The 24441-nt window shown below is 58.7% G+C and carries 26 protein-coding genes, 3 tRNA genes and 1 pseudogene; 21 read left to right on the top strand and 9 right to left on the bottom strand.

Annotated features, from left to right (window positions below; all coding sequences use genetic code 11):
* Nucleotides 1-56 precede the first annotated feature (56 nt).
* Entirely contained in the window at nucleotides 57-896 is an 840-nt protein-coding gene (galU, locus tag CKW21_RS15075) for a UTP--glucose-1-phosphate uridylyltransferase GalU (RefSeq protein WP_095194738.1), read from the bottom strand.
* A 290-nt stretch (nucleotides 897-1186) separates the two neighbouring features.
* Here galU and CKW21_RS15070 point away from each other — a divergent pair, with 290 nt between their 5' ends.
* Both CKW21_RS15070 and CKW21_RS15065 read left to right on the top strand, forming a co-directional pair.
* Nucleotides 1187-1375: a hypothetical protein gene (locus CKW21_RS15070; RefSeq protein WP_095194737.1), complete on the top strand. Its 189-nt coding sequence runs from the start codon at nucleotides 1187-1189 to the stop codon at nucleotides 1373-1375.
* Nucleotides 1376-1502: 127 nt separating this feature from the next.
* Nucleotides 1503-1784, top strand: coding sequence for a hypothetical protein (locus CKW21_RS15065; protein ID WP_095194736.1), 282 nt, complete (start codon nucleotides 1503-1505; stop codon nucleotides 1782-1784).
* A gap of 37 nt (nucleotides 1785-1821) precedes the next feature.
* Here CKW21_RS15065 and CKW21_RS15060 read toward each other — a convergent pair whose 3' ends face one another.
* Nucleotides 1822-2178, bottom strand: coding sequence for a hypothetical protein (locus CKW21_RS15060; protein WP_095194735.1), 357 nt, complete (start codon nucleotides 2176-2178; stop codon nucleotides 1822-1824).
* Nucleotides 2179-2391: 213 nt separating this feature from the next.
* Here CKW21_RS15060 and CKW21_RS15055 point away from each other — a divergent pair, with 213 nt between their 5' ends.
* The 5 genes from CKW21_RS15055 to ada all read left to right on the top strand — a co-directional run bounded on the left by CKW21_RS15055 (nucleotide 2392) and on the right by ada (nucleotide 5538).
* Nucleotides 2392-2694 carry a DUF1883 domain-containing protein gene (locus CKW21_RS15055; protein ID WP_057400164.1) on the top strand — a complete coding sequence of 101 codons (303 nt, stop codon included), beginning with the start codon at nucleotides 2392-2394 and terminating at the stop codon, nucleotides 2692-2694.
* Between the two features lie 48 nt (nucleotides 2695-2742).
* Nucleotides 2743-2913: a hypothetical protein gene (locus CKW21_RS31505; RefSeq protein ID WP_095194899.1), complete on the top strand. Its 171-nt coding sequence runs from the start codon at nucleotides 2743-2745 to the stop codon at nucleotides 2911-2913.
* A 94-nt stretch (nucleotides 2914-3007) separates the two neighbouring features.
* Nucleotides 3008-3712 carry a 2OG-Fe(II) oxygenase gene (locus CKW21_RS15045; protein ID WP_095194734.1) on the top strand — a complete coding sequence of 235 codons (705 nt, stop codon included), beginning with the start codon at nucleotides 3008-3010 and terminating at the stop codon, nucleotides 3710-3712.
* A 5-nt stretch (nucleotides 3713-3717) separates the two neighbouring features.
* Nucleotides 3718-4383, top strand: coding sequence for a DNA oxidative demethylase AlkB (alkB, locus tag CKW21_RS15040; protein WP_095194733.1), 666 nt, complete (start codon nucleotides 3718-3720; stop codon nucleotides 4381-4383).
* An 87-nt stretch (nucleotides 4384-4470) separates the two neighbouring features.
* The gene (gene ada, locus CKW21_RS15035; RefSeq protein ID WP_095194732.1) at nucleotides 4471-5538 is read left to right on the top strand and encodes a bifunctional DNA-binding transcriptional regulator/O6-methylguanine-DNA methyltransferase Ada; all 1068 of its coding nucleotides are present in this window, start codon (nucleotides 4471-4473) and stop codon (nucleotides 5536-5538) included.
* 118 nt (nucleotides 5539-5656) lie between these two features.
* On the opposite strand, the gene CKW21_RS15030 is transcribed toward ada, so the two are convergent.
* Nucleotides 5657-6640 carry an MDR family oxidoreductase gene (locus CKW21_RS15030; RefSeq protein WP_095194731.1) on the bottom strand — a complete coding sequence of 328 codons (984 nt, stop codon included), beginning with the start codon at nucleotides 6638-6640 and terminating at the stop codon, nucleotides 5657-5659.
* A 194-nt stretch (nucleotides 6641-6834) separates the two neighbouring features.
* Between CKW21_RS15030 and CKW21_RS15025 the strand changes: the two genes are divergently transcribed.
* From CKW21_RS15025 to CKW21_RS14985, 9 genes are all read left to right on the top strand, one after another.
* Nucleotides 6835-7899, top strand: a complete 1065-nt coding sequence (locus CKW21_RS15025; protein ID WP_095194730.1) for a nitronate monooxygenase family protein — start codon at nucleotides 6835-6837, stop codon at nucleotides 7897-7899.
* A gap of 274 nt (nucleotides 7900-8173) precedes the next feature.
* On the top strand, nucleotides 8174-8941 hold the full coding sequence (gene modA, locus CKW21_RS15020) for a molybdate ABC transporter substrate-binding protein (protein WP_095194729.1): 768 nt from the start codon (nucleotides 8174-8176) through the stop codon (nucleotides 8939-8941).
* Complete coding sequence (gene modB, locus CKW21_RS15015; RefSeq protein WP_095194728.1) at nucleotides 8942-9622, top strand: molybdate ABC transporter permease subunit; 681 nt, start codon at nucleotides 8942-8944, stop codon at nucleotides 9620-9622.
* A gap of 3 nt (nucleotides 9623-9625) precedes the next feature.
* Nucleotides 9626-10705, top strand: a complete 1080-nt coding sequence (modC, locus tag CKW21_RS15010) for a molybdenum ABC transporter ATP-binding protein (RefSeq protein ID WP_095194727.1) — start codon at nucleotides 9626-9628, stop codon at nucleotides 10703-10705.
* Nucleotides 10706-10798: 93 nt separating this feature from the next.
* Nucleotides 10799-11818 carry a DNA topoisomerase IB gene (locus CKW21_RS15005; protein ID WP_371917524.1) on the top strand — a complete coding sequence of 340 codons (1020 nt, stop codon included), beginning with the start codon at nucleotides 10799-10801 and terminating at the stop codon, nucleotides 11816-11818.
* A gap of 72 nt (nucleotides 11819-11890) precedes the next feature.
* Entirely contained in the window at nucleotides 11891-12112 is a 222-nt protein-coding gene (locus tag CKW21_RS15000; protein WP_095194725.1) for a hypothetical protein, read from the top strand.
* Nucleotides 12113-12302: 190 nt separating this feature from the next.
* Entirely contained in the window at nucleotides 12303-12533 is a 231-nt protein-coding gene (locus tag CKW21_RS14995) for a hypothetical protein (RefSeq protein WP_008031039.1), read from the top strand.
* Between the two features lie 208 nt (nucleotides 12534-12741).
* On the top strand, nucleotides 12742-13026 hold the full coding sequence (locus CKW21_RS14990; protein WP_095194724.1) for a hypothetical protein: 285 nt from the start codon (nucleotides 12742-12744) through the stop codon (nucleotides 13024-13026).
* Between the two features lie 146 nt (nucleotides 13027-13172).
* Complete coding sequence (locus CKW21_RS14985) at nucleotides 13173-13598, top strand: hypothetical protein (RefSeq protein ID WP_095194723.1); 426 nt, start codon at nucleotides 13173-13175, stop codon at nucleotides 13596-13598.
* Here CKW21_RS14985 and CKW21_RS14980 read toward each other — a convergent pair.
* On the bottom strand, nucleotides 13591-14274 hold the full coding sequence (locus CKW21_RS14980; RefSeq protein ID WP_095194722.1) for a TetR/AcrR family transcriptional regulator: 684 nt from the start codon (nucleotides 14272-14274) through the stop codon (nucleotides 13591-13593). The genes CKW21_RS14985 and CKW21_RS14980 overlap by 8 nt on opposite strands.
* A gap of 178 nt (nucleotides 14275-14452) precedes the next feature.
* Between CKW21_RS14980 and CKW21_RS14975 the strand changes: the two are divergent.
* From CKW21_RS14975 to CKW21_RS14960, 4 genes and pseudogenes are all read left to right on the top strand, one after another.
* Nucleotides 14453-15289 (top strand): annotated as a pseudogene (locus CKW21_RS14975) (NAD(P)H-binding protein).
* A gap of 103 nt (nucleotides 15290-15392) precedes the next feature.
* A complete protein-coding gene (locus CKW21_RS14970) occupies nucleotides 15393-15593 on the top strand; it encodes a hypothetical protein (RefSeq protein WP_095194721.1) in 201 nt (66 codons plus the stop codon).
* 140 nt (nucleotides 15594-15733) lie between these two features.
* The gene (locus tag CKW21_RS14965; RefSeq protein ID WP_095194898.1) at nucleotides 15734-16027 is read left to right on the top strand and encodes a hypothetical protein; all 294 of its coding nucleotides are present in this window, start codon (nucleotides 15734-15736) and stop codon (nucleotides 16025-16027) included.
* 182 nt (nucleotides 16028-16209) lie between these two features.
* Nucleotides 16210-16653: a hypothetical protein gene (locus tag CKW21_RS14960; protein ID WP_256590232.1), complete on the top strand. Its 444-nt coding sequence runs from the start codon at nucleotides 16210-16212 to the stop codon at nucleotides 16651-16653.
* Between the two features lie 83 nt (nucleotides 16654-16736).
* On the opposite strand, the gene CKW21_RS14955 is transcribed toward CKW21_RS14960, so the two are convergent.
* Nucleotides 16737-16823, bottom strand: a tRNA-Leu gene (locus CKW21_RS14955).
* Nucleotides 16824-17351: 528 nt separating this feature from the next.
* Here CKW21_RS14955 and CKW21_RS14950 point away from each other — a divergent pair.
* The gene (locus CKW21_RS14950; protein ID WP_095194720.1) at nucleotides 17352-21497 is read left to right on the top strand and encodes a CheR family methyltransferase; all 4146 of its coding nucleotides are present in this window, start codon (nucleotides 17352-17354) and stop codon (nucleotides 21495-21497) included.
* A gap of 268 nt (nucleotides 21498-21765) precedes the next feature.
* Here the strand turns inward: CKW21_RS14950 and CKW21_RS14945 are convergent.
* The 4 genes from CKW21_RS14945 to uvrC all read right to left on the bottom strand — a co-directional run bounded on the left by CKW21_RS14945 (nucleotide 21766) and on the right by uvrC (nucleotide 24441).
* Nucleotides 21766-21839 (bottom strand) — tRNA-Cys (locus tag CKW21_RS14945).
* A gap of 46 nt (nucleotides 21840-21885) precedes the next feature.
* A tRNA-Gly gene (locus tag CKW21_RS14940) sits at nucleotides 21886-21961 on the bottom strand.
* A gap of 63 nt (nucleotides 21962-22024) precedes the next feature.
* Nucleotides 22025-22585: a CDP-diacylglycerol--glycerol-3-phosphate 3-phosphatidyltransferase gene (gene pgsA, locus CKW21_RS14935; RefSeq protein ID WP_095194719.1), complete on the bottom strand. Its 561-nt coding sequence runs from the start codon at nucleotides 22583-22585 to the stop codon at nucleotides 22025-22027.
* Nucleotides 22586-22617: 32 nt separating this feature from the next.
* Nucleotides 22618-24441: an excinuclease ABC subunit UvrC gene (uvrC, locus tag CKW21_RS14930; protein WP_095194718.1), complete on the bottom strand. Its 1824-nt coding sequence runs from the start codon at nucleotides 24439-24441 to the stop codon at nucleotides 22618-22620.

Raw genomic sequence — 24441 nt, 5'->3', positions numbered from 1 at the left:
CCAACGAAAAAGCCACCCGAAGGTGGCTTTTCAATACAAGCAGGTCGAGCGCGCTATCAGTACGCCTTACCCGTCTTGTAGAAGTTCTCGAAGCAGAAGTTGGTCGCGTCGATGTAGCCTTCGGCGCCGCCGCAGTCGAAACGCTTGCCCTTGAACTTATAGGCCATGACGCAGCCGTTCTGGGCTTGTTTCATCAGGGCGTCGGTGATCTGGATTTCACCGCCCTTGCCTGGTTCGGTCTGTTCGATCAGGTCGAAGATGTCCGGGGTCAGGATGTAGCGACCGATGATGGCCAGGTTCGATGGCGCGTCTTCCGGTTTTGGTTTTTCGACCATGCTATGAACGCGGTAGATATCGTCGCGGATCATTTCACCGGCGATGACACCGTACTTGTTGGTTTCTTGCGGGTCGACTTCCTGGATGGCCACGATCGAGCAGCGGAACTGCTTGTACAGCTTGACCATCTGGGTCAGTACGCCGTCGCCTTCAAGGTTGACGCACAAGTCGTCCGCCAGCACCACGGCGAACGGCTCGTCGCCGATCAGCGGACGGCCGGTCAGGATCGCGTGACCCAGGCCTTTCATTTCGGTCTGGCGGGTGTAGGAGAACGAGCAGTTGTCGAGCAATTTGCGGATGCCGACCAGGTACTTTTCCTTGTCGGTGCCTTTGATCTGGTTTTCCAGCTCGTAGCTGATGTCGAAATGGTCTTCCAGGGCGCGCTTGCCGCGACCGGTGACGATGGAGATTTCGTTCAAACCAGCGTCCAGTGCTTCTTCGACGCCGTACTGGATCAGTGGCTTGTTTACCACCGGCAGCATTTCCTTGGGCATGGCTTTAGTCGCTGGCAGGAAGCGAGTACCGTAACCGGCTGCTGGGAACAAGCATTTCTTGATCATATAAGTCCTTGAAAGGGCTGTGTGTACGAGTTTCGGCGCAGTCTAATCAGGCGGCGTGCACCTTACAATGCCCCGCGCTGGCTAACCGATGCCATCATAGAGAAATATTCTGGCGGATAGTTCCGCAAGAGGTGGTGTTCGTCCTTCGGCAACCTGTAAGTGATAGCAGAGACCGCCAGAATTGCACGCCCTGTCGACTGACAAACAATCACACCTCCCGCATCCTTCGACACCCGCCGGGTTATTTGGCGCTATCATGGCGCACTTGAACCAGCCAACGAGGCAGATAGATGTCGGCAGCAAAAAGCGTCAACGGGTACCTGATCAACAAGGCAAAAGACGGCCAGTGGTGGATAGGCAACGCTGGGGGCGAAAATATCGTCGGGCCTTTTCCGACCGAAGCCATGGCGATCGAAGTGGCGTCGGTACTGGAGCTGGAACACCCGGAACCTAAACGACGCGGTAAAGACAAGAACTGACATGCCCACAGCCCTGCCATTGCGCAGGGCTTTTTTGTGACTGCTGAAGAAAAGTGGCCTTTCGCTATAATTTTTTGCCCGCGGCGCTGTCACAGGCTTTGCCCATCACTATGACGATGACAACGACATGATCCGATTTTTGCCACTGATTGCGGTATTAGCCCTGAGTGGCTGCGCGACGTCCGAAACCACCTACCTCAACAACGGCGAACAAGGCCTGGCCATTGATTGCTCCGGGGAAGCCAATTCCTGGGCGGCCTGCTATGAAAAGGCCGATGCCTCCTGCGCCGGTACCGGTTACCGCATCGTGGGCACCGACGGCACGCCGGCCCCCGAGGAAAGCGACAAGACCCTGGGAGTCGACGTCGGAAACTACAAGAACCGTAGCGTGGTGGTGGTCTGCAAGTAAGGCGCCCTGCCCCTACCCATTGAATAGGGCTGGTTTCTCAGCCGGAAATGCACGCGGTCGCGGCATTGCGTACATCAAAGGGGCGCAGCGGTACGTTGGAGATACGTTCATGGAGCTTGATCCCGCTGCCGCCGGAGCGCTCTTCGATATCGAATACGGCGGCCGGCCCCGATGACAGCTTCTGCGGCACGATTACCCGAACCCCGTCTTTTTGTGGCTCGATCTGCAGCGCGCCGCGGCTGCCGGCGAGTTTTTCGCTCAGGCATTGCGCGTATTCATGGGGTTTCTTGCCGGAAATCACGTTCATGGTGGGCAGGGTCTCGTTGATGTCCGAGACACTTGCGCAACCACCTGTCGCCAACGCCATTGGCAAAACCCACACACCCCACTTCATACGAAAGCTCCCGATAAAGACCCTCCGACAGCGCAGAGGCGGTTTTTCTCCGGGCGTTCATGCTTTTATCGCCCAAAGATTGCCGGATAACCGTTTTTAATTGTCAAAGCGGGCTTTTACAGCCAGATAATAACGGCTGCGGGCTGATAAACTGCGCCCATTGCCCACTGCTATCGTTTTGATTTTGTAGAAAAAGCCCTTCTGGAGGCGCCCATGAAATTTATCCACCAGCGCGAGCACCTCAACGAAGACGACATCGTCGTCATTCAATGCTCGCAGATGTGCAACATCCGTTTGATGAACGACGCCAATTTCCGCAGCTTCAAGAATGGCGGCCGTCACACCTACCACGGTGGCGCGTTCGACACCTTCCCGGCCCGCATCACAGCGCCGAGCACCGGTTTCTGGAACATCACCATCGACACGGTCAACCGCCGGGCGATCAGCGTGACCCGCAAACCGACCCTGACCCATTCGATCAAGATCATCCGCCGCTCCAGCTCGAAACTGAGCTGAGTGACGCCCCCCGCTCCTGAACAGAGCGTCAAACAGACAGGTATGACCGTGGCCCAGACAACCAAATACGTCATCAAATACAAGCTCAACGGCGAACGCCGCTTCGAATTCGCCCAACTGGAAAACGGCACCGAGGAAGAAGCCAAGGCGGCACTGGACGCTTTGCACGGCCAGGGCGAAGACGTCATCAGCGAAATCAGTGTGAGCAAAGCGCTGTAATGCCATCCGCATGTTGAAATTTGACCGCAAGCGCCGGAGTGTTCGCAACGTCAGCGTTTTCTAAACTGGCCCCTCTATCACGTGAGGCCCGGTAATGAGCGAGAACTACCTGAACAGGCTGGATTGGCCGTTGCTCGAGCAGCAGCTTGATCAGGATGGTTGCGCGGTCATCCCGTCGCTGTTGAGTCGCAAGGCGTGTGATGACATCAGCGCCTTGTACGCCCAATCCGAGCCTTTTCGTTCGCAAGTGATCATGGCCCGTCATGGTTTTGGTCGCGGCGAGTACAAATACTTCCGATACCCGTTACCCGACCTCGTGGCCCGGCTGCGCACTTCGCTGTACCCGCGACTGGTGCCGATCGCCAATCGCTGGCATGAACAGATGGGCTTGCCGAACCGGTTTCCTGACACGCATGAAGCCTTTCTCGAACGTTGTCATGCCGCCGGTCAGGAGCGTCCGACACCCCTGTTGCTGCAATACGGGCCGCAGGACTACAACTGCCTGCATCAGGATCTGTACGGCGAACACGTCTTCCCGCTGCAAATAGCGATTCTTCTGTCAGAACCGGGTGAAGATTTCACTGGTGGCGAGTTCGTGCTGACCGAGCAGCGCCCGCGCATGCAGTCGCGCCCGCAGGTCATCGGCCTGAAAAAAGGTGACAGCCTGATCTTTGCGGTCAATCAGCGCCCGGTCAAAGGTGCGCGCGGTTACTATCGAGTGACCCTGCGTCATGGCGTCAGTCGCCTGCACAGCGGAAAACGGCATACCCTTGGCATTATCTTCCACGACGCATCATGAACCCCATGAACCCCACCACCTTTGACCTGTTTGCTGACGAAGAGCCCGAGCAGCCACCTCGGCGCGAGCGGATCGGCGAACAATCCTGGGTCTTGAGAGGCTTTGCCCTGCCCTGGCTGGAGCGCTTGTTGCCTGCACTGGAGGCGGTACTGGCGACTGCGCCGTTTCGGCAGATGGTCACGCCGGGCGGTTTCACCATGTCGGTCGCCTTGACCAGCTGCGGTACATGGGGCTGGACCACCGACCGCAGCGGTTATCGTTATACCCATAACGATCCGGAAACTGGCCGGCCCTGGCCACCCATGCCTGAGGTGTTCCTCCAACTGGCGCAAGCCGCGGCGCGGGAAGCGGGGTTCACGGAGTTTGTGCCGGACTCCTGTCTGATCAACCGCTATATCCCCGGTGCGAAAATGTCATTGCATCAGGACAAGGACGAGAAATCCTACGCGGCGCCTATTGTTTCGGTGTCACTGGGGCTACCGGCCATGTTCCTGTTCGGTGGCTTTGAACGCGGTGATAAAAGCCAACGGGTGCCGTTGTTGCATGGCGACATCGTAGTCTGGGGCGGTGTCGATCGCTTGCGTTATCACGGCGTCCTGCCGATCAAGGATGGCCAGCACCCGCATTTGGGTCAGCAGCGAATCAACTTCACTTTTCGCACCGCTGGATGAAGCATTGGAGTTTGACCGCAAGCGCCGGAGTGTGGGCGTGTTGGCGAGTGGTTAATCTGCGGCAAACGGGTCAAAGGATGTAAAGCCATGACAAGCCAATCGACAAAAATCAGCACCGAAAACGATCCACGCTGGGCCGCTGTTGTCGCCCGCGATCCGCAGGCGGACGGGCAGTTTGTCTACGCAGTGAAAACCACCGGGATCTACTGCAATCCCAGCAGTCTGGCACGCTTGCCCAAGCCGCAGAATGTCGAATTCTTCGATACCGCCGAACAGGCGCAGGCGGCGGGTTATCGTCCGAGCAAGCGTGCGGCTAAGGATCAGAGCGAGATGGCCGCCCGGCACGCGGCCACTGTGGCCGCCGCCTGCCGTCAGATCGAAATCGCCGAAGAGCTTCCTGCCCTGAACGAGCTGGCGGAGGCCGCGGGCCTGAGCAGCTTTCACTTCCATCGGGTGTTCAAGGCCGTCACCGGCCTGACGCCCAAGGGTTACGCCGCGGCCCATCGCTCACGCCGGGTACGGGAGCGGCTGGCGGATGGCAGTTCGGTCACTGACGCCTTGTACGATGCCGGCTTCAATTCCAACGGGCGTTTCTATGAAGCGGCGGATCAGGTGCTGGGCATGAAACCCGCCGATTACCGCGCCGCCGGCCAGAACAACGACATTCGTTTTGCCGTCGGCCAGTGCTCCCTCGGGGCGATTCTGGTGGCGCAAAGTGAGCGCGGGGTGTGCGCGATCCTGCTGGGAGATGATCCGCAGCAACTGGTCTGCGATCTGCAGGACAAGTTTCGCCGGGCCAATCTGATCGGTGCCGATCAGGCCTTCGAACAGTTGATCGCCAGGGTCGTGGGTTTTATCGAAGCGCCGGCCCTGGGCCTGGACTTGCCGCTGGATGTGCGCGGCACGGCGTTTCAGGAGCGGGTCTGGCAAGCCTTGCGGGAGATTCCTGCCGGTAGCACTGCGAGTTACGCCGATATCGCTCAACGCATTGGCTCGCCGAAAGCGGTTCGCGCCGTGGCACAAGCCTGCGGCGCGAACAGCCTGGCGGTGGCGATCCCCTGCCACCGCGTGGTGCGCAGCGATGGCAATCTATCGGGATATCGCTGGGGTGTGGAGCGTAAACGGCAGTTGCTCGACCGAGAAAGCAACACCTAACCCTTGTAGGAGCGAGCATGCTCGCGATGGACGTCAACGATTACGTTGGTTATTTGGATAAACGCGGTGTCTTTGCGTTTTTCGCGAGCAAGCTCGCTCCTACAGGGGGTGTGCCCAATCAGCGATTCACATCCACCACAACCCGCCCACGCAATTGCCCGGCGAGCAAGCGTGGCGCCGCATCAATGGCTTCACTCAAGCCGATTTCGTGGCTGATCAACGGCAGCAGATCGAAGTCCAGATCCTGCGCCAGGCGACGCCACGCCTCTATGCGCTTGGCTTTGGGCTGCGTCACGCTGTTGATGCCGGCGAGGGTCACGCCACGCAAAATGAACGGTGCGACCGAAGCCGGGAAATCCATGCCCTGAGCCAGGCCGCACGCGGCGACGGTGCCGTTGGCCTTGGTGCTGGCACAGGCGTTGGCCAGGGTGTGGCTGCCGACCGAGTCGATGACCGCCGCCCAGCGTTCCTTGGCCAGTGGCTTGCCAGGTTCGGACAGTGTGGCGCGGTCAATGATTTCGCTGGCGCCCAATTGCTTGAGGTAGTCGTGTTCCGAGGTACGCCCCGTTGACGCGACCACCCTGTAACCGAGTTTGTTTAACAATGCGATGGCGAAACTGCCCACGCCGCCATTGGCGCCAGTGACCAGCACTTCGCCTTGCCCGGGCGTCACACCGTTATGTTCCAGCGCGAGGATGCACAGCATCGCCGTGTAACCGGCGGTCCCGATGGCCATGGCTTGCGCAGCGCTAAATGCCGTGGGCAGCGGAATCAGCCAATCGCCATTCAGGCGCGCTTTCTGCGCCAGACCGCCCCAATGCCCTTCGCCGACACCCCAGCCATTGAGCAGGACCTGGTCGCCGACCTTGTAGTCCGGATGCCCGGTGACTTCGACAGTCCCCGCCAGATCGATTCCCGGCACCATCGGGAATTTGCGCACCACCGGGCTGCTGCCGGTGATCGCCAGGCCATCCTTGAAATTCAACGTGCTGTACGCCACACGCACCGTCACGTCGCCTTCGGGCAGTTGATCGTCGTTGATCTGTTGCAGGGTGGCTCGGTAACCGCTGTCGTCTTTGTCGATCAAAATGCCTTGGAACATGACTGCCTCCGGTGGGTTCACCTGTTGTGGTGTGATTTAAATACCACATCGCAAAAAAATGCCGTACTCGACTTTAAGCCAATTCATGAAACGACCAGAGCTATAAACAAAACATGACTGGTCTTGGGTCAGCCATGCTGCTACAAATCCTGATCTACCGTCCCTGCCCGATTCCACCGTCGGAGAATACCCAAATGAGCCAATGGCCAGACACCCGCATTCTTGACCTGCTCGGTATTGAACTGCCGATCATCCAGGGGCCGATGGCCGGCGCCACCAACGCTGCCATGGTCATCGCGGCGAGCAACGCCGGTGGCCTGGGTTCCATGCCGGCAGCGATGCTGAGCATCGAGCAGTTGCGCGAAGAGCTGAAGACGATTCGCCAACACACTCAGCGTCCGATCAACATCAACTTTTTCTGCCATCAACCGCCGCCGGCCGACGAGCAGCGGGCGCAAGACTGGAAGAACCTGTTGGAACCCTATTACCGCGAATTGGGCGTCGACTTCGATGCGCCGACACCGGTGTCCAATCGTGCACCATTCGATGCCGCAGGCTGCGCAGTGATCGAGGAGTTTCGCCCGGAAGTCGTGAGTTTCCACTTCGGTCTGCCGGAAAAATCCCTGCTGGAGCGGGTGAAGGCTACCGGGGCAAAAGTGCTGTCCTCGGCCACCACGGTCGAAGAGGCCATCTGGCTTGAGCAACATGGCTGTGACGCGATCATCGCCATGGGTTACGAAGCGGGCGGACACCGCGGGATGTTTCTGAGCGATGACCTGAGCAGCCAGGTCGGCACGTTCGCACTGGTGCCCCAGGTCGTCGATGCGGTGAAAGTGCCGGTGATCGCCGCTGGCGGTATTGCCGATGCGCGCGGTGTGGCGGCCGCGTTCATGCTCGGCGCTTCGGCGGTGCAAGTCGGGACGGCGTATTTGTTTACCCCTGAAGCCAAGGTCAGTGCGTCGCATCACAAAGCGTTGCGTACAGCGAAAGAAAGTGAGACTGCCGTCACCAACCTGTTCACCGGGCGCCCGGCGCGCGGGATTCTGAATCGGGTGATGCGCGAACTTGGACCGATGAGCGCCAAGGCACCGGCCTTCCCGCTGGCCGGTGGCGCGCTGATGCCGTTGCGGGCCAAGGGTGAAGCCGACTTCAGCAACCTCTGGGCCGGACAGGCGTTCACCCTGGGGGTTGAGTTAACGACTGCGGAACTGACCCGGCAGTTGGCCGAGCAAGGCTTGGCGAAACTACTTCGCCGCTGAACAAGCAAAAAACCCTGGGGATGAGGGATTTTTCTGTGGCGAGGGGATTCATCCCCGTTCGGCTGCGCAGCAGACGCAAACTCGTTTAATACAGCTGAAAAAGCGAGGGCCGCTACGCGCCCCAACGGGGATAAATCCCCTCGCCACAGTTAGACGCTCACATCCAGCTCAAAGCGCTCCGAATACAGCACATTCCGTTCACAGGCATTTCGCTATATATTTAAATACATAGCGATTACCCCCTTGCAACATTCACCTGTAACGGAGCCGTTTCATGACCCTGCGCGCCTCACGTTTTGCCCCGACTTGCCTGGCAACCCTGCTTGCTGCATTTACCCTCGGCGCCGCCCAGGCCGATGAAGTCCAGGTCGCTGTCGCCGCCAACTTCACTGCGCCGATTCAGGCGATCGCCGCCGATTTCGAAAAAGACACCGGCCACAAACTGGTGACTTCGTTCGGTGCAACCGGTCAGTTCTATACCCAGATCAAGAATGGCGCGCCGTTCGAAGTGTTCCTGTCGGCTGACGACACCACCCCGGAAAAACTGGAAAAGGAAGGTGACACCGTCAAGGGTTCGCGCTTCACCTACGCCGTTGGCACTCTGGCACTGTGGTCGGCCAAGGAAGGCTATGTCGATGCCAAGGGCAATGTCCTGAGCGACAACCAGTACAGGCATCTGTCCATCGCCAACCCGAAAACCGCGCCTTATGGCCTGGCAGCCACTCAAGTACTGGCCAAACAAGGCCTGACCGACACGGTCAAGGACAAGATCGTTGAAGGCCAGAACATCACCCAGGCCTACCAGTTCGTGTCCACTGGCAACGCCGAGTTGGGCTTCGTGGCCTTGTCGCAGATCTACAAAGACGGCAAAGTCACCGGCGGCTCGGCCTGGATCGTTCCGGCCGACCTGCATGACCCGATCAAACAAGACGCGGTGATTCTCAACAAAGGCAAGGACAATCCGGCCGCCAAGGCGCTGGTTGACTACCTCAAGGGCCCGAAAGCCGCTGCTGTCATCAAATCCTACGGTTACCAACTCTAAATGACGCTGACGAGTGCCGATTTCTCCGCTATCTGGCTGACCCTGAAACTGGCGTCCCTGACGACCGTCATCCTCTTGGTGATCGGCACTCCGCTGGCGTTGTGGCTCTCGCGCACCCAATCCTGGTTGCGCGGTCCGGTCGGGGCGATTGTTGCCCTGCCCCTCGTACTGCCGCCCACGGTGATCGGTTTTTATCTGTTGCTGGCGCTCGGCCCGAACGGGTTCGTCGGCCATTTCACCCAGTCTCTGGGGCTTGGCACCCTCACCTTCAGTTTTGCCGGGTTGGTCATCGGCTCGGTGTTGTACTCGATGCCGTTCGTGGTCCAGCCGCTGCAAAACGCCTTTTCTGCCATTGGCACTCGCCCGCTGGAAGTGGCCGCGACCTTGCGCGCCAATCCCTGGGACACCTTTTTCAGTGTGACTCTGCCCCTGGCCCGCCCCGGCTTCATCACTGCGGCCATCCTGGGTTTTGCCCATACCGTGGGCGAGTTCGGCGTGGTGCTGATGATCGGCGGCAACATTCCCGACAAGACCCGCGTGGTCTCGGTGCAGATCTACGATCACGTCGAGGCGATGGAATACGCCCAGGCCCATTGGCTGGCCGGGGCGATGCTGGTGTTCTCTTTTGCGGTCCTGCTGGCGCTGTACTCCAGCCGCAAAACCAAAGCGGGCTGGAGCTGATCGATGATTCAAATGCGCCTGAAGTTGAGTTACCCGGGGTTCGCCCTGGATGTCGATTTGCAGTTGCCCGGCCGCGGCGTTACGGCCCTTTATGGACATTCCGGTTCGGGCAAGACCACTTGTCTGCGTTGTATTGCAGGCCTGGAACGCGCCGATCGGGGGTTTATCAAGGTCAACGATGAAGTCTGGCAGGACAGCGACAAGAAGCTTTTCGTCGCACCCCACAAACGTGCGCTGGGTTACGTGTTTCAGGAAGCCAGTCTGTTCCCGCATTTGTCGGTACTGGCCAATCTGGAATTCGGCCTCAAACGCATCCCGAAACACCAGCGCCGGGTCGACATGGCCCACGCCACCGAATTGCTCGGGATCGGCCACCTGCTCGATCGCCATCCGCAACACCTCTCGGGTGGTGAACGGCAGCGCATCGGCATCGCCCGCGCCCTGCTCACCAGCCCGAAACTGTTGTTGATGGATGAACCGCTGGCGGCGCTGGATGCCCGGCGCAAAGGTGAAATCCTGCCTTACCTGCAACGGCTCCACGATGAACTGGACATCCCGGTGCTGTACGTCAGTCATTCCCAGGATGAAGTGGCGCGTCTGGCCGACCATATTGTGTTGCTCAGCGACGGCAAGGCGCTGGCCAGCGGCCCCATCGGTCAGACCCTGGCCCGCCTCGACTTGCCCTTGGCGCTGGGCGATGACGCCGGCGTGGTGATTGAAGGGTGTGTCAGCGCCTATGACGCTCACTACCAGTTGCTCACCCTGCAACTGCCCGATACGGACCTGCACATTCGCGTGGCACACACGCCGATGGCGGCGGGCCAGGCGTTGCGCTGCAAGGTTCAGGCGCGGGACGTGAGCTTGAGCCTGCACAGCGCCGAACACAGCAGCATCCTCAATCGCCTGCCGGTCACCGTGGTCAGTGAACTGGGTGCCGACAACGCCGCCCACGTACTCGTGCGCCTGGAGGCGGCGGGCACGCCACTGTTGGCGCGCATCACGCGCTTTTCCCGCGACCAGCTGAACGTGCATCCGGGCCAGCAGCTCTGGGCGCAGATCAAGGCCGTGGCCGTCCTGGCATAGGCGTAGCAATCCGGGTAAACGCGCTGGCACGTCTGCTGTGGCGTGAGGTCAATGGCTTTAACGCCCCAGGATTCCTTGCCCAGGACTATCGCCATGCCCGATGCGCTACCGCCTGATTTGCATTACGTCGACGATACCCAGCCCGGTATCACCCGCCGGAAACTGCGCGGCAAGTTCTGCTACGTCGATCCGGCTGGCCAGCGCATTACCGACCCGGACGAGATTCAGCGCATCAATTCCCTCGCGGTGCCGCCGGCCTACACCGATGTTTGGATCTGCGCAGACCCTCGGGGCCATCTGCAAGCCACCGGCCGCGATGCGCGCGGTCGCAAGCAGTACCGCTATCACCCGCGCTGGCGCGAAGTGCGCGACACCGACAAGTACTCACGCCTGCGGGATTTCGGCCTGGCCCTGCCGAAACTGCGCAAGCAGCTGGAAGCGTTATTGGCCGCACCGGGCTTCAGTCGCGACAAGGTCATGGCCACCGTCATCACCTTGCTCGATGCCACGTTGATCCGTGTCGGCAATACTCAATACGCACGGGACAATCGCTCCTATGGCCTGACCACCTTGCGCAGTCGTCATGTGGAAATCAACGGCAGCGCGATCCTGTTCCAGTTTCGCGGCAAGAGCGGCGTCGAACATCAAATCACCGTAAAGGATCGGCGCCTGGCGCGGATCATCAAGCGTTGCCAGGACATTCCGGGGCAAAACCTCTTTCAATACCTCGATGAAAACGGCGAGCGGCACACCATCACGTCCAACGACGTCAACAGTTACCTGCAAACCCTGACCGGTGCCGACTTCACCGCCAAGGACTATCGCACCTGGGCCGGTAGTGCCCTGGCGCTGGCGGTGTTGCGCACATTGCAGTGGCAGCCGGAATCGGAGGCGAAACGGCATGTGGTGGAGATGGTAAAAAACGTTGCCAGACAGTTGGGCAATACCCCAGCGGTGTGCCGCAAATGCTACATCCATCCGGCGGTACTCGAGAGCTTTCTGCTGGGCGCCCTGGCCGAATTGCCCCGGCCGAGAACCCGCAAAGGCTTGCGCGCCGAAGAAGTCGGCCTGGCGATGTTGCTGGAGAAACTGGCATCTGAACCGACGAATTGATCCGCCTATTTTTTGCACGATTACAAATGACTTCTATAGTTGATCTGTACACGAATCAGCTGCGGTGAAGCCATGGAAGACATATTCGTCGTCAAGCGTTGCAACAAGATCATCATTCATGGCCGCCGGGCAGGAGAAACCGGTCACCCACCCCCCGATGCCGCTGTCTGGTACCGCATAAACGATACCCGCACCCAAGGTTTCATCGGTGACGGCTACGATCTTGAAGAAGACGCCCAACGCGTCTGCCGCCAGCTGAATGCCAGATCACAAGTCACGGCCCGACAAGGCTGAGGAGCCTTGGCGTGCCTATTACGGGTCTATAATGAAGAGGGCTGAAGTGTGTAGGAGCGAACCTGCTCGTGATGGACTGAAGAGTGCCGCGTTCAGTCAATCGACACACGTCATCGTTAACGACCATCGCGAGCATGCTCGCTCCTACATTGGTAGGCCCTGCCAGGTGTCTTCAACGGAGGTGTTTCCCATGTCCGAAAAAGAGTCCATCACCACCCTGCTTACCCTGCTTGATTCCCGTCAGGTTCGCTTGGCTGCGGCATGCAAGGAAATCGCCGATTGGGTCGATCATCAAGGCGGACACCCGACTGCCCTGAGAATTCGTGATCGCCTGAACGACATCGAAAAGGATACACCGCTGATCCGCAACACCTTGTCGTCGCTCAAACCTGTCGAGCCACCGCTGCCACGGTTCAGATGAGTCGATCCGGACAGTCGATGCCAAGATACGGGCTGACAATGCAGGCATGATCGGCGACATTCTCGTCACCGCGTGTATGCCTGTCCGATGATTTCGTGCTTTACCCCGAACCCAGCCAGGCGCCGGGATTTTTTTGTGCCCAAGGCAGGCAACGAACGTCACCACGCGCGCGGGGTCCAACGATCACACGTCACGAGGAGACGTCCCGATGGTTACTCACTTCAAAGTCAGCGGGCATCTGGCCTGCGGCCACAAAGGCAACAAGCTTATCTCGACCCGTGAACTCAACCGGGTCAAATGCAGAAGCTGCCGAAATACCGAAGTGTACAAAGAGGCGCGCAAAGCCCAACGCAACGCCGCCCGACGCGCAGCGCGCAAAACCAAAGTCACCCAGACCGTTACCGACTGGCGCCAGAGCTGGACCGAGCGCCTGACCGCCCTGCCCGGGCTGCAAAGGCTGCCGCGCGGCTTTGCCGGCCAACCTTTCGTATGACCGACGACTTCGGCGGTCGAGTCGATTCGACCCGACCGCCCGAGGCGTGCGAACAGGAAAATGGATTGAACGAGAATGCTGATTGCTTTGCCCAACCTTTAGGTCCGCGCACACATGCGCAGGACACCATTGGCGAGTAAATCGGTATGAACAGTAGACTTCTGCTTCTGATCGGCAGCCTGTGCCCCAGCCTGGCCATGGCACAGGGCTGCGATGTCATCACCCGCTCCCAGAGTCCTTCCGTCCCGGTGATCGAGTCCCACACCTGCTATGAATACGAAAACATGCCGGTCGATGCCATCGATTGGTCATGCAGCAACGAGAGCAAGGAAATGCTCACCAGCACCAAGAAAAAAGTCGCTCGGTGCGGCGATCAGTACAAGGCCACGTGCCTGGGCAGATTGACCCCGGAGTCGCTGGCCAATCCCCAGTCCACCAGCAAGGACAAGGACAGCAAATCGCTGAATATTCCCGCGAATGCCCAAGTCGCTACGTATTACTACAACGCGGAAAACCTGGCGCAATCGAAGATCGATTGTGAAACCGGTGGTGGCAGCTGGAAAGTCAAATAGCCGGATCGGGCTTTTCAGACGTTGTATTCATGCAAGCTGGTTGCAGAATCTCGCGCAATGTCATGCGCTTGAAGGCCTCGACCAATCCCCGTCCTTCCTCAGGCGCGCAGGAGATCGCCAGGCGCATGGTCGCCTCACCCAGATGCCAGATCAGAAACGCCGACTCCCGGAGCTGCCGAGGATCGCTGTGCGGATAGACCCGCAGCATCGCTTCGGCCAATACACCACCGGCAACGCGACTCTCCTCCAGTTCCAGCGCCAACAGCTGTTTGTCGGCCTGCATGCCTGACCAGATGTCACGCATCGCCGGGGTTGCCAACACGATCTCGCAATACTGATCGAGCAAATCCGAATAGGCCGCTTGCAACCCCGGCACATCCTTGACTGCCCCCAACGCGTCCTCGATACAGCGACGGCTTTCGGCGTTGTAGCGTTCGGCCAACGTGCGAATGACCGAGCTTTTGTCGGGAAAATACTGATAAAGGGAGCCGATGGAAATCTCGGAACGCTCGGCAATCTCGCTCATCTTGAGCTGATCGCTGCCCTTGTCTGCGATCAATTGCGTAGCCACGGCGAGAATGCGCTCCTGGCGTTCGCGGCTGCGTTGCTGCGTGGGATTGCGCCGAATCGGCTCTGGAAGAGGCTGTTCAAGCACCTCGCTGGTCTTTTTGCCCACGGCCGCCTTCCCGTTCAATAAACATGACATTGACTCACCTTAGCATCGCACACCGGTGCGCCCAATAGGCGATGGCCGTACGTCGGGCTTTACCTTCCAGTGATTGACGCCAAAACATGAGGGTCTATCATCTTTTTAAACATGAGCATCACTCACATTGTAAAGAGAGATGAACGCGATGAACAACCATCAGCAAACCATTCTGATTCTCGGCGCCACCGGCAAGACTGGACGGCGCATTGCCCAGTAGCTCGAAGCGGCCGGACAGCCCGTGCGACTGGGCTCCCGTGGCGCCACCCCGCCCTTTGACTGGGAAAACCGTTCGACTTGGGCGGCTGCCCTGGAGGGCGTTCAAGCCGCGTACATCTCCTTTCAACCGGACCTCGCGGTGCCCGGTGCCCTTGAGACGGTCCAGGCGTTCACGGCCCAGGCGGTAAATAGTGGTGTCGGCAAACTGGTGTTGTTGTCGGGTCGCGGTGAGCTCGAAGCGGAACAGGCCGAACGCGTGGTGCAAAACAGTGGCGTCGACTGGACTATCCTGCGTGCCAGCTGGTTCTGCCAGAACTTCAGCGAAGCGCACTTTCTTGAACCGATCCTGCAAGGCGAACTGGCCTTGCCCGTCGGTGACATCGCTGAGCCCTTTGTCGACGTCGAAGACATCGCCGAGATCGCGGTCGCCGCGCTGACACAGCCCAGGCATTGCGGCCAGCTCTATGAGTTGACCGGACCAAGGGCACTGACCTTCGCCGACGCCGTCGCCGAGATTGCCCGGGCGACAGATCGCGATATCGGTTTCGTCGCAGTGCCGCCGGACGCCTATCGCCAGGCACTGGAGCAGGAACAGTTGCCGGCCGAGTTGATCGACCTGGTGTTGTATCTGTTCACCACGGTACTCGACGGTCGCAACACGCCCGTCACCGATGGCGTGCAACGAGCACTGGGACGGCCGGCGCGAGACTTTTCCGATTATGTCCGACGCACCGCTGAGACGGGAATCTGGAACCATCAGGGTTGAGTACCGACGTACTGCATTGGCGACAATCAGCTTCCTCGACTAGGGTCACCTTCGTGTCGAACTGCGATGCCTTTATTGGCAGGAGCCTGATAAGGAGGAAACAATGTCATCCATTCGTAGTGCGGAACAAACCTATCGCCAGTGGTCCAGCCCGATCCTGCTCGAACTCAAGGAGCGAGAACATCAACTGGCCCCGTCAGACCGCGAGGCGCTGCAAAATATTCTGCTGGAAAGGAGGCTGATTAATAGCGGCAATCCTAACGGCAGCGATCGACGCAAGACAGAACCTGGCACTGGCGGTTGAGTCGGACGTAGTAGATAGCACATATGCCAAAAGCCCGGCTAAACACCGGGCTTCCTGTTTTCCGCTCGTCAGGCGCACAGCACCTTTCCACTCACCGCTCTTCCAACGCTGTACACCCCTTTGTTCGGAAGACTCAAATGATGAACAGAAAAATGGCTGCGCTCACGTTGGCGGGTCTGATGTCGAGCTGCTCGTTTTTTACACTGGCTGCCGAGACGACAAAACAGGGATCCGCTGTTCCCCCTGCTGCGATTCCCGGACTCAACCAGGCTCAGGGCGCTGAGTCCAACGAGGAAAAGGCCGATAAAATTGGCGAGGAAGCGGCAGGCTCGAATTCCGGTGCCGATTCGCAAGCCCTGGAAAAAGAAGCGGAGTCCTCGAGTAACTCGAAGGACGACGGGGACAACCAGGGAAGTAGCGACTCGGAAGGCTGAGTACTCTCACCGCTCAACCCGCTCTATAATGCTCCCTGACTTCTGCGCTCCTGTAGTCGGGAGTTTTTCCTTGGCTGCGATTTACTGAGCAACCTTCGCTGCACATCCTGGGCTAGTCTTCCTCTCTTGAGTGAAAACGTACGACCACTCCTTATTCCATTGCCTTTTGAGGGTTCGTAAACGTGAAAGGCAAATTGATTGGCACTACTGTCGTCGTGACCCTACTGGCTGCCGTGACTTACGGGTTGAGCACGTGGGAGTCCAACAAGAACCGTCGACAGGAAGCACTGTGCAAAGTTGCGCAAGAGCATCTCAAGACCGTGCAGATCCAGGCACGCGCCATGGCAACCGGTTTGTCCGTCGAAGGCTATGCCGAAGCGGAAAAAGCCGAGGTGGGCAAACTCATCACCGCGCTGGATACCGCCAACACCAAAGAGGAAGTGGAAGCTGTCATCACGGAGCACTCCGCCACCGTCCAGGCGCAGGTTGCCGCAACGGATGCGGAAGTGAAATCCCGGGGCGACCAACCCTTTCTTGGACAACAGCTCAAGGAGCAGCGGATAACGACTGACGTGAAGCTGGAAATCCAGCGCGCCGAGAAGGCGGTCAGTACGGCGTGTGAATGAGGTGTGGGCTGCATCTGAAAATTGCGGCCCGGAAACAAACAAGGGTTTGCATTAGCTTTCGCTCGCAAACCCTTGATTTTAGATGGTGCCCGAAGCCGGAATCGAACCGGCACGCCCTTACGAGCGGGGGATTTTAAGTCCCATGCGTCTACCAGTTTCGCCATTCGGGCGGTAGCGCGGTGAATCAGAGGGGGGAAATATATACATCCCGTCCCGGTGAAGCAAGGTCGGGAGTGCGATTTTCAAGACTAAATCTTGCTGATTCCGAAAATAAAAAACTTCGCAAATCATGGACCTACGAAGTTTTCTTGCAGTGATCGACAAAGTCGGTACCAAACCGCTGTCGGGAGATTCTGCAATCCATCGAGAAATCCCGATATTTCAATAGCCTGGCGCTTACACTCCGCCCGCACCGTCAAGAAACAAGTCCTCGCCGAACACAGGTATCGTCGCCACGTGTGAGTGAAATCGACAGAGGTATAAACCTTTGGGCGAGGGAGTGATTCAACGGGTTATCAAGAACGGGTTCCCCACGGAAATTGCGACACTGGCCAACGCCTATACTTTAACTATCATGGGCGTCGGTAGCGACGATATTTCGCAATGCAACGCCTGCCGCATTATCCTTTTTTCACTATCTCTAACCCGTTTGGATTGGCGTCGGCAGGCCATTGTCGAAGCCTTTTAAGGCCATATGAATGAAGTCTTCCGCGAAGCGCTCACCCAGTGCCCCGCAGCGCAAGGAGTTGACACCCAGCACCCTTCCATTTGCCGTGGTCGGGATCGGAGCCTCCGCTGGCGGACTGCAAGCGCTCAAGTCGTTTTTTGAACACATGCCCGCTGACAGCGGCATGGCCTTTGTCGTCATTCTTCATCTATCGCCTGATCACGAAAGCATCGCGGACCGGATTATCCAGGACGTCACCCAAATGCCGGTCCGCCAAGTGACTGACACGATTGGCATTGAAATAAACACCGTGTACGTCATCTCTCCGGCCCATGACCTGACGATGAACGATGGTTATCTTTCGGTGACATCCTCGCAGCGACCACCTGGATCACACATCGCCATTGACCTGTTCTTCCGGGACTTGGCGGATGTGCACAAGGAGCGGGCCTTTTGTGTGGTGCTCTCGGGCACTGGCTCCGATGGCGCGGTCGGTCTGTCGCGGATCAAGGAGCAAGGGGGGATTACACTCGTGCAGGCGCCGGAAGATGCCGAGTTCGACGGCATGCCGCGGGCAGCCATCGACACGCAAATGGTCGATCTGGTGCTACCTGTCGTGGAGATGCCGCAAAAATTGCTGGAGCTTTGGCGCAACTCGCAAGCCATCACCCTGCCGACCGCCAATGACCCGGAATTCAAGGCCCTGCCACCGTCCACCGAACGCGACGTCGCCCTCGCCGAACAACTGCTACAGGACATTTTGCAGCAATTGCGCGTGGGTACTGGCCACGACTTCAAACACTACAAGCGTGCAACGGTACTGCGTCGCATTGAACGCCGCCTGCAAGTGACCGCTCAACCGGACTTGGCTGCCTACTACCAATACCTGCAAACCCACCCGGAAGAAACCAAGGCATTGCTGGGCGACATGCTGATCGGTGTCACCAATTTCTTCCGCGACCGCGATGCGTTCGAGGCACTGGAACGCGATGTCATTCCGAACCTGGTCACTTCGCTAAGAGAAACCCTGCCGTATCGAGAAGAAATCCGTGTCTGGTCGGCCGGCTGCTCGACGGGCGAAGAAGCCTACAGCCTGGCCATCCTGTTAAGCGACCAGCTGACGCTAGAAGCCAATCCTGCCAAGTTGCAGATCTTCGCTACCGACATCGATGATCGTGCCATCGCCTTTGGCCGTGCCGGCGCCTATCCCGAAGCGATCGTGACCGACGTTCCCCCTTCGCGTATGCGTCAGTACTTCTCACGGGAAAACCTGCACTATCGCGTGCGCAAGGAAATCCGCGAAAAAGTGCTGTTCGCCAAACACAGCCTGTTGCTGGATCCGCCGTTCTCTCAAATCGATCTGATCGTCTGCCGAAACCTGCTTATCTACCTCGACCGCGAAGTGCAGCGTGACATCATGCAGATGTTCCATTTTGCCTTGAGGCCGGGTGGCTATTTGTTTCTGGGCACTTCCGAGTCTGCTGATGGTTGCCTGGACCTGTTTACCCCGGTGGACAAGCGTAACCGCATCTTCCGCGCCAAAAGCGTTTCGAGCAGCGTCCGGCGTGCGCCGGCCATGCCGCGGGGTGGCTATGCACGGACCACAGCTGCCGTCAGCCCCATTGAAGCGACGGTGCCACGCAAAGTCTCTTACGCCGATATTCACCTGCGAGCGCTGGAAAAGGCCGCCCCGCCGAGCATCATTGTCGACAGTAACGCCAACATCCTGCACATGAGCGAAGGCGCCGGGCGTTTCCTGCGCTACGTTGCCGGTGAGATTTCCCGCAATCTGCTGACGCTGGCTCACCCGGACCTGCGCCTGGAAATCCGCACTACCCTGTTCCAGGCAAACCAGGCGGGTGTGCCAGTCACGTCCCGCAAAGTCCGCTTCGAGCGTGATCGGAATAACTACCTGATCGACCTGACGGCACACCCGTTCAACGATGAAAAAACAGACACCGACTGTGTGCTGGTGACCTTCGAGGAGCGCAGTGTCGACCCTCAAGACCCGCGGGAGGTCGCCGCCAATCAGACTGAAAACCAGATGCTGGTCAACCTTGAGCATGAGCTGCAGCGTACCAAGCTGCACTTGCAGGAAACGATCGAGCAGTCGGAAGTCTCCAGCGAGGAACTGAAGGCCTCGAACGAGGAAATGCAGGCCATCAACGAAGAGCTGCGTTCGGCCACCGAAGAACTGGAAACCAGCAAGGAAGAATTGCAGTCGATCAACGAAGAGTTGCTGACGGTCAACTTCGAGCTCAAGACCAAGGTTGAAGAAACCGACAAGATCAACGACTACCTCACCAACCTGATTGCCTCGACCGACATTGCCACGGTATTCGTCGATCGCAACATGCGCATCCGCTGGTTCACACCTCGGGCCACGGACATTTTCAGCATGCTGCCGGTCGACACAGGACGCTCGTTGCTGGACATCACCCATCGGCTCGATTATCCGGAAATGACCGAGGATGCCGCGGCCGTCTTCGAATCGCTGAACATGATCGAGCGTGAGGTCAGCAGCAACGACCAGCGCTGGTATATCGCCCGCCTCCTGCCCTATCGTTCCAGCGAGGATCACATCGACGGCACGGTACTGACCTTTATCGACATTACCAAGCGTCGCACGGCGGAAGATGAGTTGCGCCTGAATGAAGAACGCATGCGCCTGGTCGCCGAGAGCACACACGATTTCGCCATCATCATTCTCGATGAGCATGGCGTGATTACCGACTGGAACACCGGCGCCGAGCTGATATTCGGCTACACCAAAGCGGAAGTGCTCGGCGCTTATTACGACCTTATCTTCTCGCCCGAGGATCGTGCCGCCGGCATACCTGCGCTGGAATTGAAAGCAGCCCGCGAGCAGGGTCGCGGCGAAGACGAACGCTGGCACCTGCGCAAAGATGGCAGCCGCTTTTATTGCAGCGGTGAAGTCACGCTGCTAAAGGGAGAGAACCTGGAGGGCTACGTCAAAATTGCCCGTGACCTGACCGGTCACAAGCGCATGCACGACGAACAAAGCCAGAAACTCGCCGAAACCCAATCCAGCAGCCACCTCAAGGACGAGTTCTTTGCGGTGATGTCCCACGAGCTCAAGCACCCGCTCAATCTCATACAGCTCAATGCCGAACTGCTGCGCCGCCTGCCCGTCACCAAAACCGCCGGCCCGGTCATGAAAGCCGTGAACACCATCTGCGATGCCGTTTCGAGTCAGGCGCGGATCATCGACGACCTGCTGGACGTCGCCCGGGTGCGCACCGGCAAACTCAAGCTGAAAAAGCAGGCAGTGGACCTGGGGCGGATTCTCCAGGATATCTACACCGTGGTAATCAATGACCAGCATCCGTGCGAGGTCACGCTGCACGTACCGCAGCCGCCCGAGCCGCCGTTGGTGGTCGATGCCGACAGCACGCGCCTGGAACAGATCGTCTGGAACCTGGTGAATAACGCGTTGAAGTTCACGCCCAAGGAGGGTCGTGTCGAGCTGGTCGCCCATCGCGTCGAGGACATGGCCCAGCTGGACGTCATCGATAGCGGCGTGGGACTTGAAGGGGACAACCTGCACAAGGTGTTTGACCTCTTCAGCCAGGCGGACAACCAGCACACCAGCCATCAGCGTGAAGGCCTGGGCATAGGCCTGTCGTTGGTGCGGCAACTGGTGGAAGCTCATGGCGGCTCGGTGGATGTCACGTCCGAAGGCATTGGCCGAGGCTGCACCTTTACCATCCGGCTACCGCTTTCCCAGCCCTCACAGCAGCCTGGCGAACAACCGGCCGTCGCAGAACCGGGACGTCTGGTCGGCCAGAAAGTCCTGCTGGTGGAAGACTCTCGAGACGTCATGGACGTCCTGCAGATGCTGCTGGAAATGGAAGACGCCCACGTGGAGGCTTTCAATGATCCGTTGCAAGCCCTCAAGGCCGCGAAGGACAGCAACTATGACGTCATCATTTCGGACATCGGGATGCCTGCCATGGATGGCCATCAATTCATCCAGGCCATTCGACAGTTTCCCCAACTCAAACACACGCCGGCCATCGCCCTTACAGGCTATACAAACAGCAATGACCAGAGAAAAGCCAGGCAGTCCGGATTCAACTACCACGTGAGCAAACCGGTTTCCCATGATGACTTCATCGACATCATCGACGAGGCTTGCAACGCTCGGCCTTATTGAAGTGACTGGATCGTTAGATGAAGATTAACCTGTGGCGAGGGAGCTTGCTCCCGTTGGACTGCGCAGCAGTCCTTTTTTTGGGGCCGCTACGCAGCCCAGCGGGAGCAAGCTCCCTCGCCACAGGTTTTGTCACTCTTAACTAACCTGCATTAGCTTTGGTAGGAGCCTCTCTCCCAAGTACAACCAACAGCGGACATGTGCCACCGAAGCACTTTCCTGAAGCCAATAAAAAACCCCGTAGATCATCGATCTACGGGGTTGTTTATAGTGGAGGCCGAGGTCGGAATCGAACCGGCGTAGGCGGATTTGCAATCCGCTGCATAACCATTTTGCTACTCGGCCTCAAAACATTTGCTGTCAGTAGCGCGACATCAAATGCGTACAAACTTGGAGCGGGAAACGAGACTCGAACTCGCGACCCCGACCTTGGCAAGGTCGTGCTCTACCAACTGAGCTATTCCCGCGTCTTGGTGTGGCGCATTCTATAGAATCCAGAAGCCCCGTCAACCCTTTGATTCAAAAAAGTTTTATTTCTTTTCAACGTCGGTCTTCAGATGCGGCCAGGCAGCCCGCAAGTACTGGACCATGGACCACAACGTCAGGCCGGCAGACACCATCAGCAAGGCATAACCCAACGCCACCCAAAAGCTGAAGTGCGACGGATTGGCCAGAAGGATCACCAGCGCCAGCATCTGCGCGGCGGTTTTCCATTTGCCCAGGTTCGACACAGCCACATGGGCACGCGCGCCGAGTTCGGCCATCCATTCACGCAGGGCCGAAACCACGATCTCGCGACCGATGATCACGGCAGCCGGCAGCGTGAGCCACAGATTGCCGTGTTCCTGCACCAGCAGTACCAGTGCAACGGCAACCATCAACTTGTCGGCAACGGGATCGAGAAAAGCCCCGAACGGCGTGCTTTGTTCCAGACGGCGGGCCAGATACCCGTCCAGCCAGTCCGTGGCAGCGGCAAATGCGAAGACCGAGGCTGACGCCAGGTAGCTCCATTGGTAAGGCAGGTAAAACAGTAAAATGAAGATCGGTATGAGCAGGACACGTAGAACGGTAATCAGATTAGGGATATTCATCGGCACAACTGGCTACGAGGTGAGGGGGCATTCTACTCGCTGTGCAGATTTGCATAAATCAACTCTGCGAGCTTTTTACTGATCCCGGGTGCTTTGGCGATCTCTTCGATGCTGGCACGAGACAGCTCCTGCAATCCACCAAAATGTTTCAACAAATCGCGTCGACGAGTGGGTCCGACACCGGCAACACCCTCAAGCGTAGACGTTCGACGGGTTTTTCCGCGTCGGGCACGGTGCCCGGTAATGGCGAAGCGGTGAGCTTCGTCACGAATCTGCTGGATCAAATGCAGCGCGGGGGAATCTCCGCGCAAGGTGAATTCATGGGCGGCGTCATTAAGGTACAGGGTTTCGAAGCCGGCCTTGCGCGTCGCCCCCTTGGCCACGCCGAGAAGGATCAGGTCCGGCACCGCCAGCTCATTGAGCACGTCGCGGGCCATGGATAGCTGCCCCTTGCCACCGTCCACCAGCAGGATGTCCGGCAGCTTGCCCTCCCCGTCCTTCAGCTTGCTGAAGCGTCGCGTCAGCGCCTGATGCATCGCCGCGTAGTCATCCCCGGCCGTCACGCCTTCGATGTTGTAGCGACGGTAGTCGGACTTGATCGGGCCTTCGGGGCCGAACACCACGCAAGACGCCACGGTCGCTTCACCGCTGGAGTGACTGATGTCATAGCACTCGAGTCGCTGCGGTGGCTCGTCCAGCTTCAATACGTCTGCCAGCGCGTCGAAGCGCGCCGTGATGTGCTGACGGTTCGCCAGACGTGCGCCCAACGCCTGCTCCGCGTTGGTCACCGCCAGTTGCTGCCAGCGTGCTCGCGTGCCGCGCACCCGGTGACTGATGGTCAATTCGCGACCACGCAGCTCTTCGATGGCCGCAATCAGGGTCGGAAAGTCCTCGTGAACCACGTTGACGATCAGCTCGCTGGGCAAGTCGCGTTCAGGGCTGCTGATGAAGTACTGGCCAAGAAATGCTGCCATGACTTCGCAAACGTCCTCTTCAATACCGACCTGCGGGAAGAAGTTCTTGCTGCCAAGCACCCGCCCACCGCGCACGCTGATCAAATGCACGCAGGCGCCGCCGGGATTGACGAACGCCGCGATCACGTCGACATCACCGGTCCCGCCTTCCATGCTCTGCTGGTCCTGCACCCGCCGCAGCAGCGAAATCTGGTCGCGCAACTCGGCGGCGCGCTCGAACTCCAGGTTGATCGCTGCCTCTTCCATGGCCGTCGATAATTCATCGGTCAACGCATTGCTGCGACCTTCAAGAAACATCACCGAGTGCCGGACGTCCTCGGCATACACTTCGGGCTCGACCAGACCGACACAGGGCGCCTTGCAGCGCTTGATCTGGTATTGAAGGCAAGGTCGCGTGCGGTTCTTGTAATAGCTGTCTTCGCACTGGCGAACGAAAAACGTCTTTTGCAGCAGGCTCAGGCTTTCGCGAATCGCACCGGCGCTGGGATAAGGTCCGAAATACTTGCCCTTGGCCTTCTTCGCCCCACGGTGGATGCTCAGACGCGGGAATTGGCCATCGGAGAGAAATACGTAGGGGTAGGACTTATCGTCCCGCAGCAGGATGTTGTACGGCGGACGCCATTCCTTGATCAGCGTCTGCTCAAGCAGCAACGCCTCGGTTTCGTTGGCCGTGATGGTCGTTTCGACCTGGGCGATACGGGCCACCAGCGCAGCTGTCTTGGGCGCCAGGCCGGTTTTTCGGAAGTAGCTCGACAGGCGGTTCTTGAGATTCTTGGCCTTGCCGACATACAGCAGGCGCGCATCGCTGTCGAACATGCGGTACACACCGGGGCGCCCACTGACGGTCGACAGAAAGGCACTTGGATCAAAGGTATCAGTCAT

Source organism: Pseudomonas sp. Irchel 3A7 (assembly GCF_900187565.1).
Taxonomy (GTDB): Bacteria; Pseudomonadota; Gammaproteobacteria; order Pseudomonadales; family Pseudomonadaceae; genus Aquipseudomonas.
The sequence above is the reverse complement of the archived record's forward strand: the minus strand, read 5'-3'. Positions and strand labels throughout refer to the sequence as shown.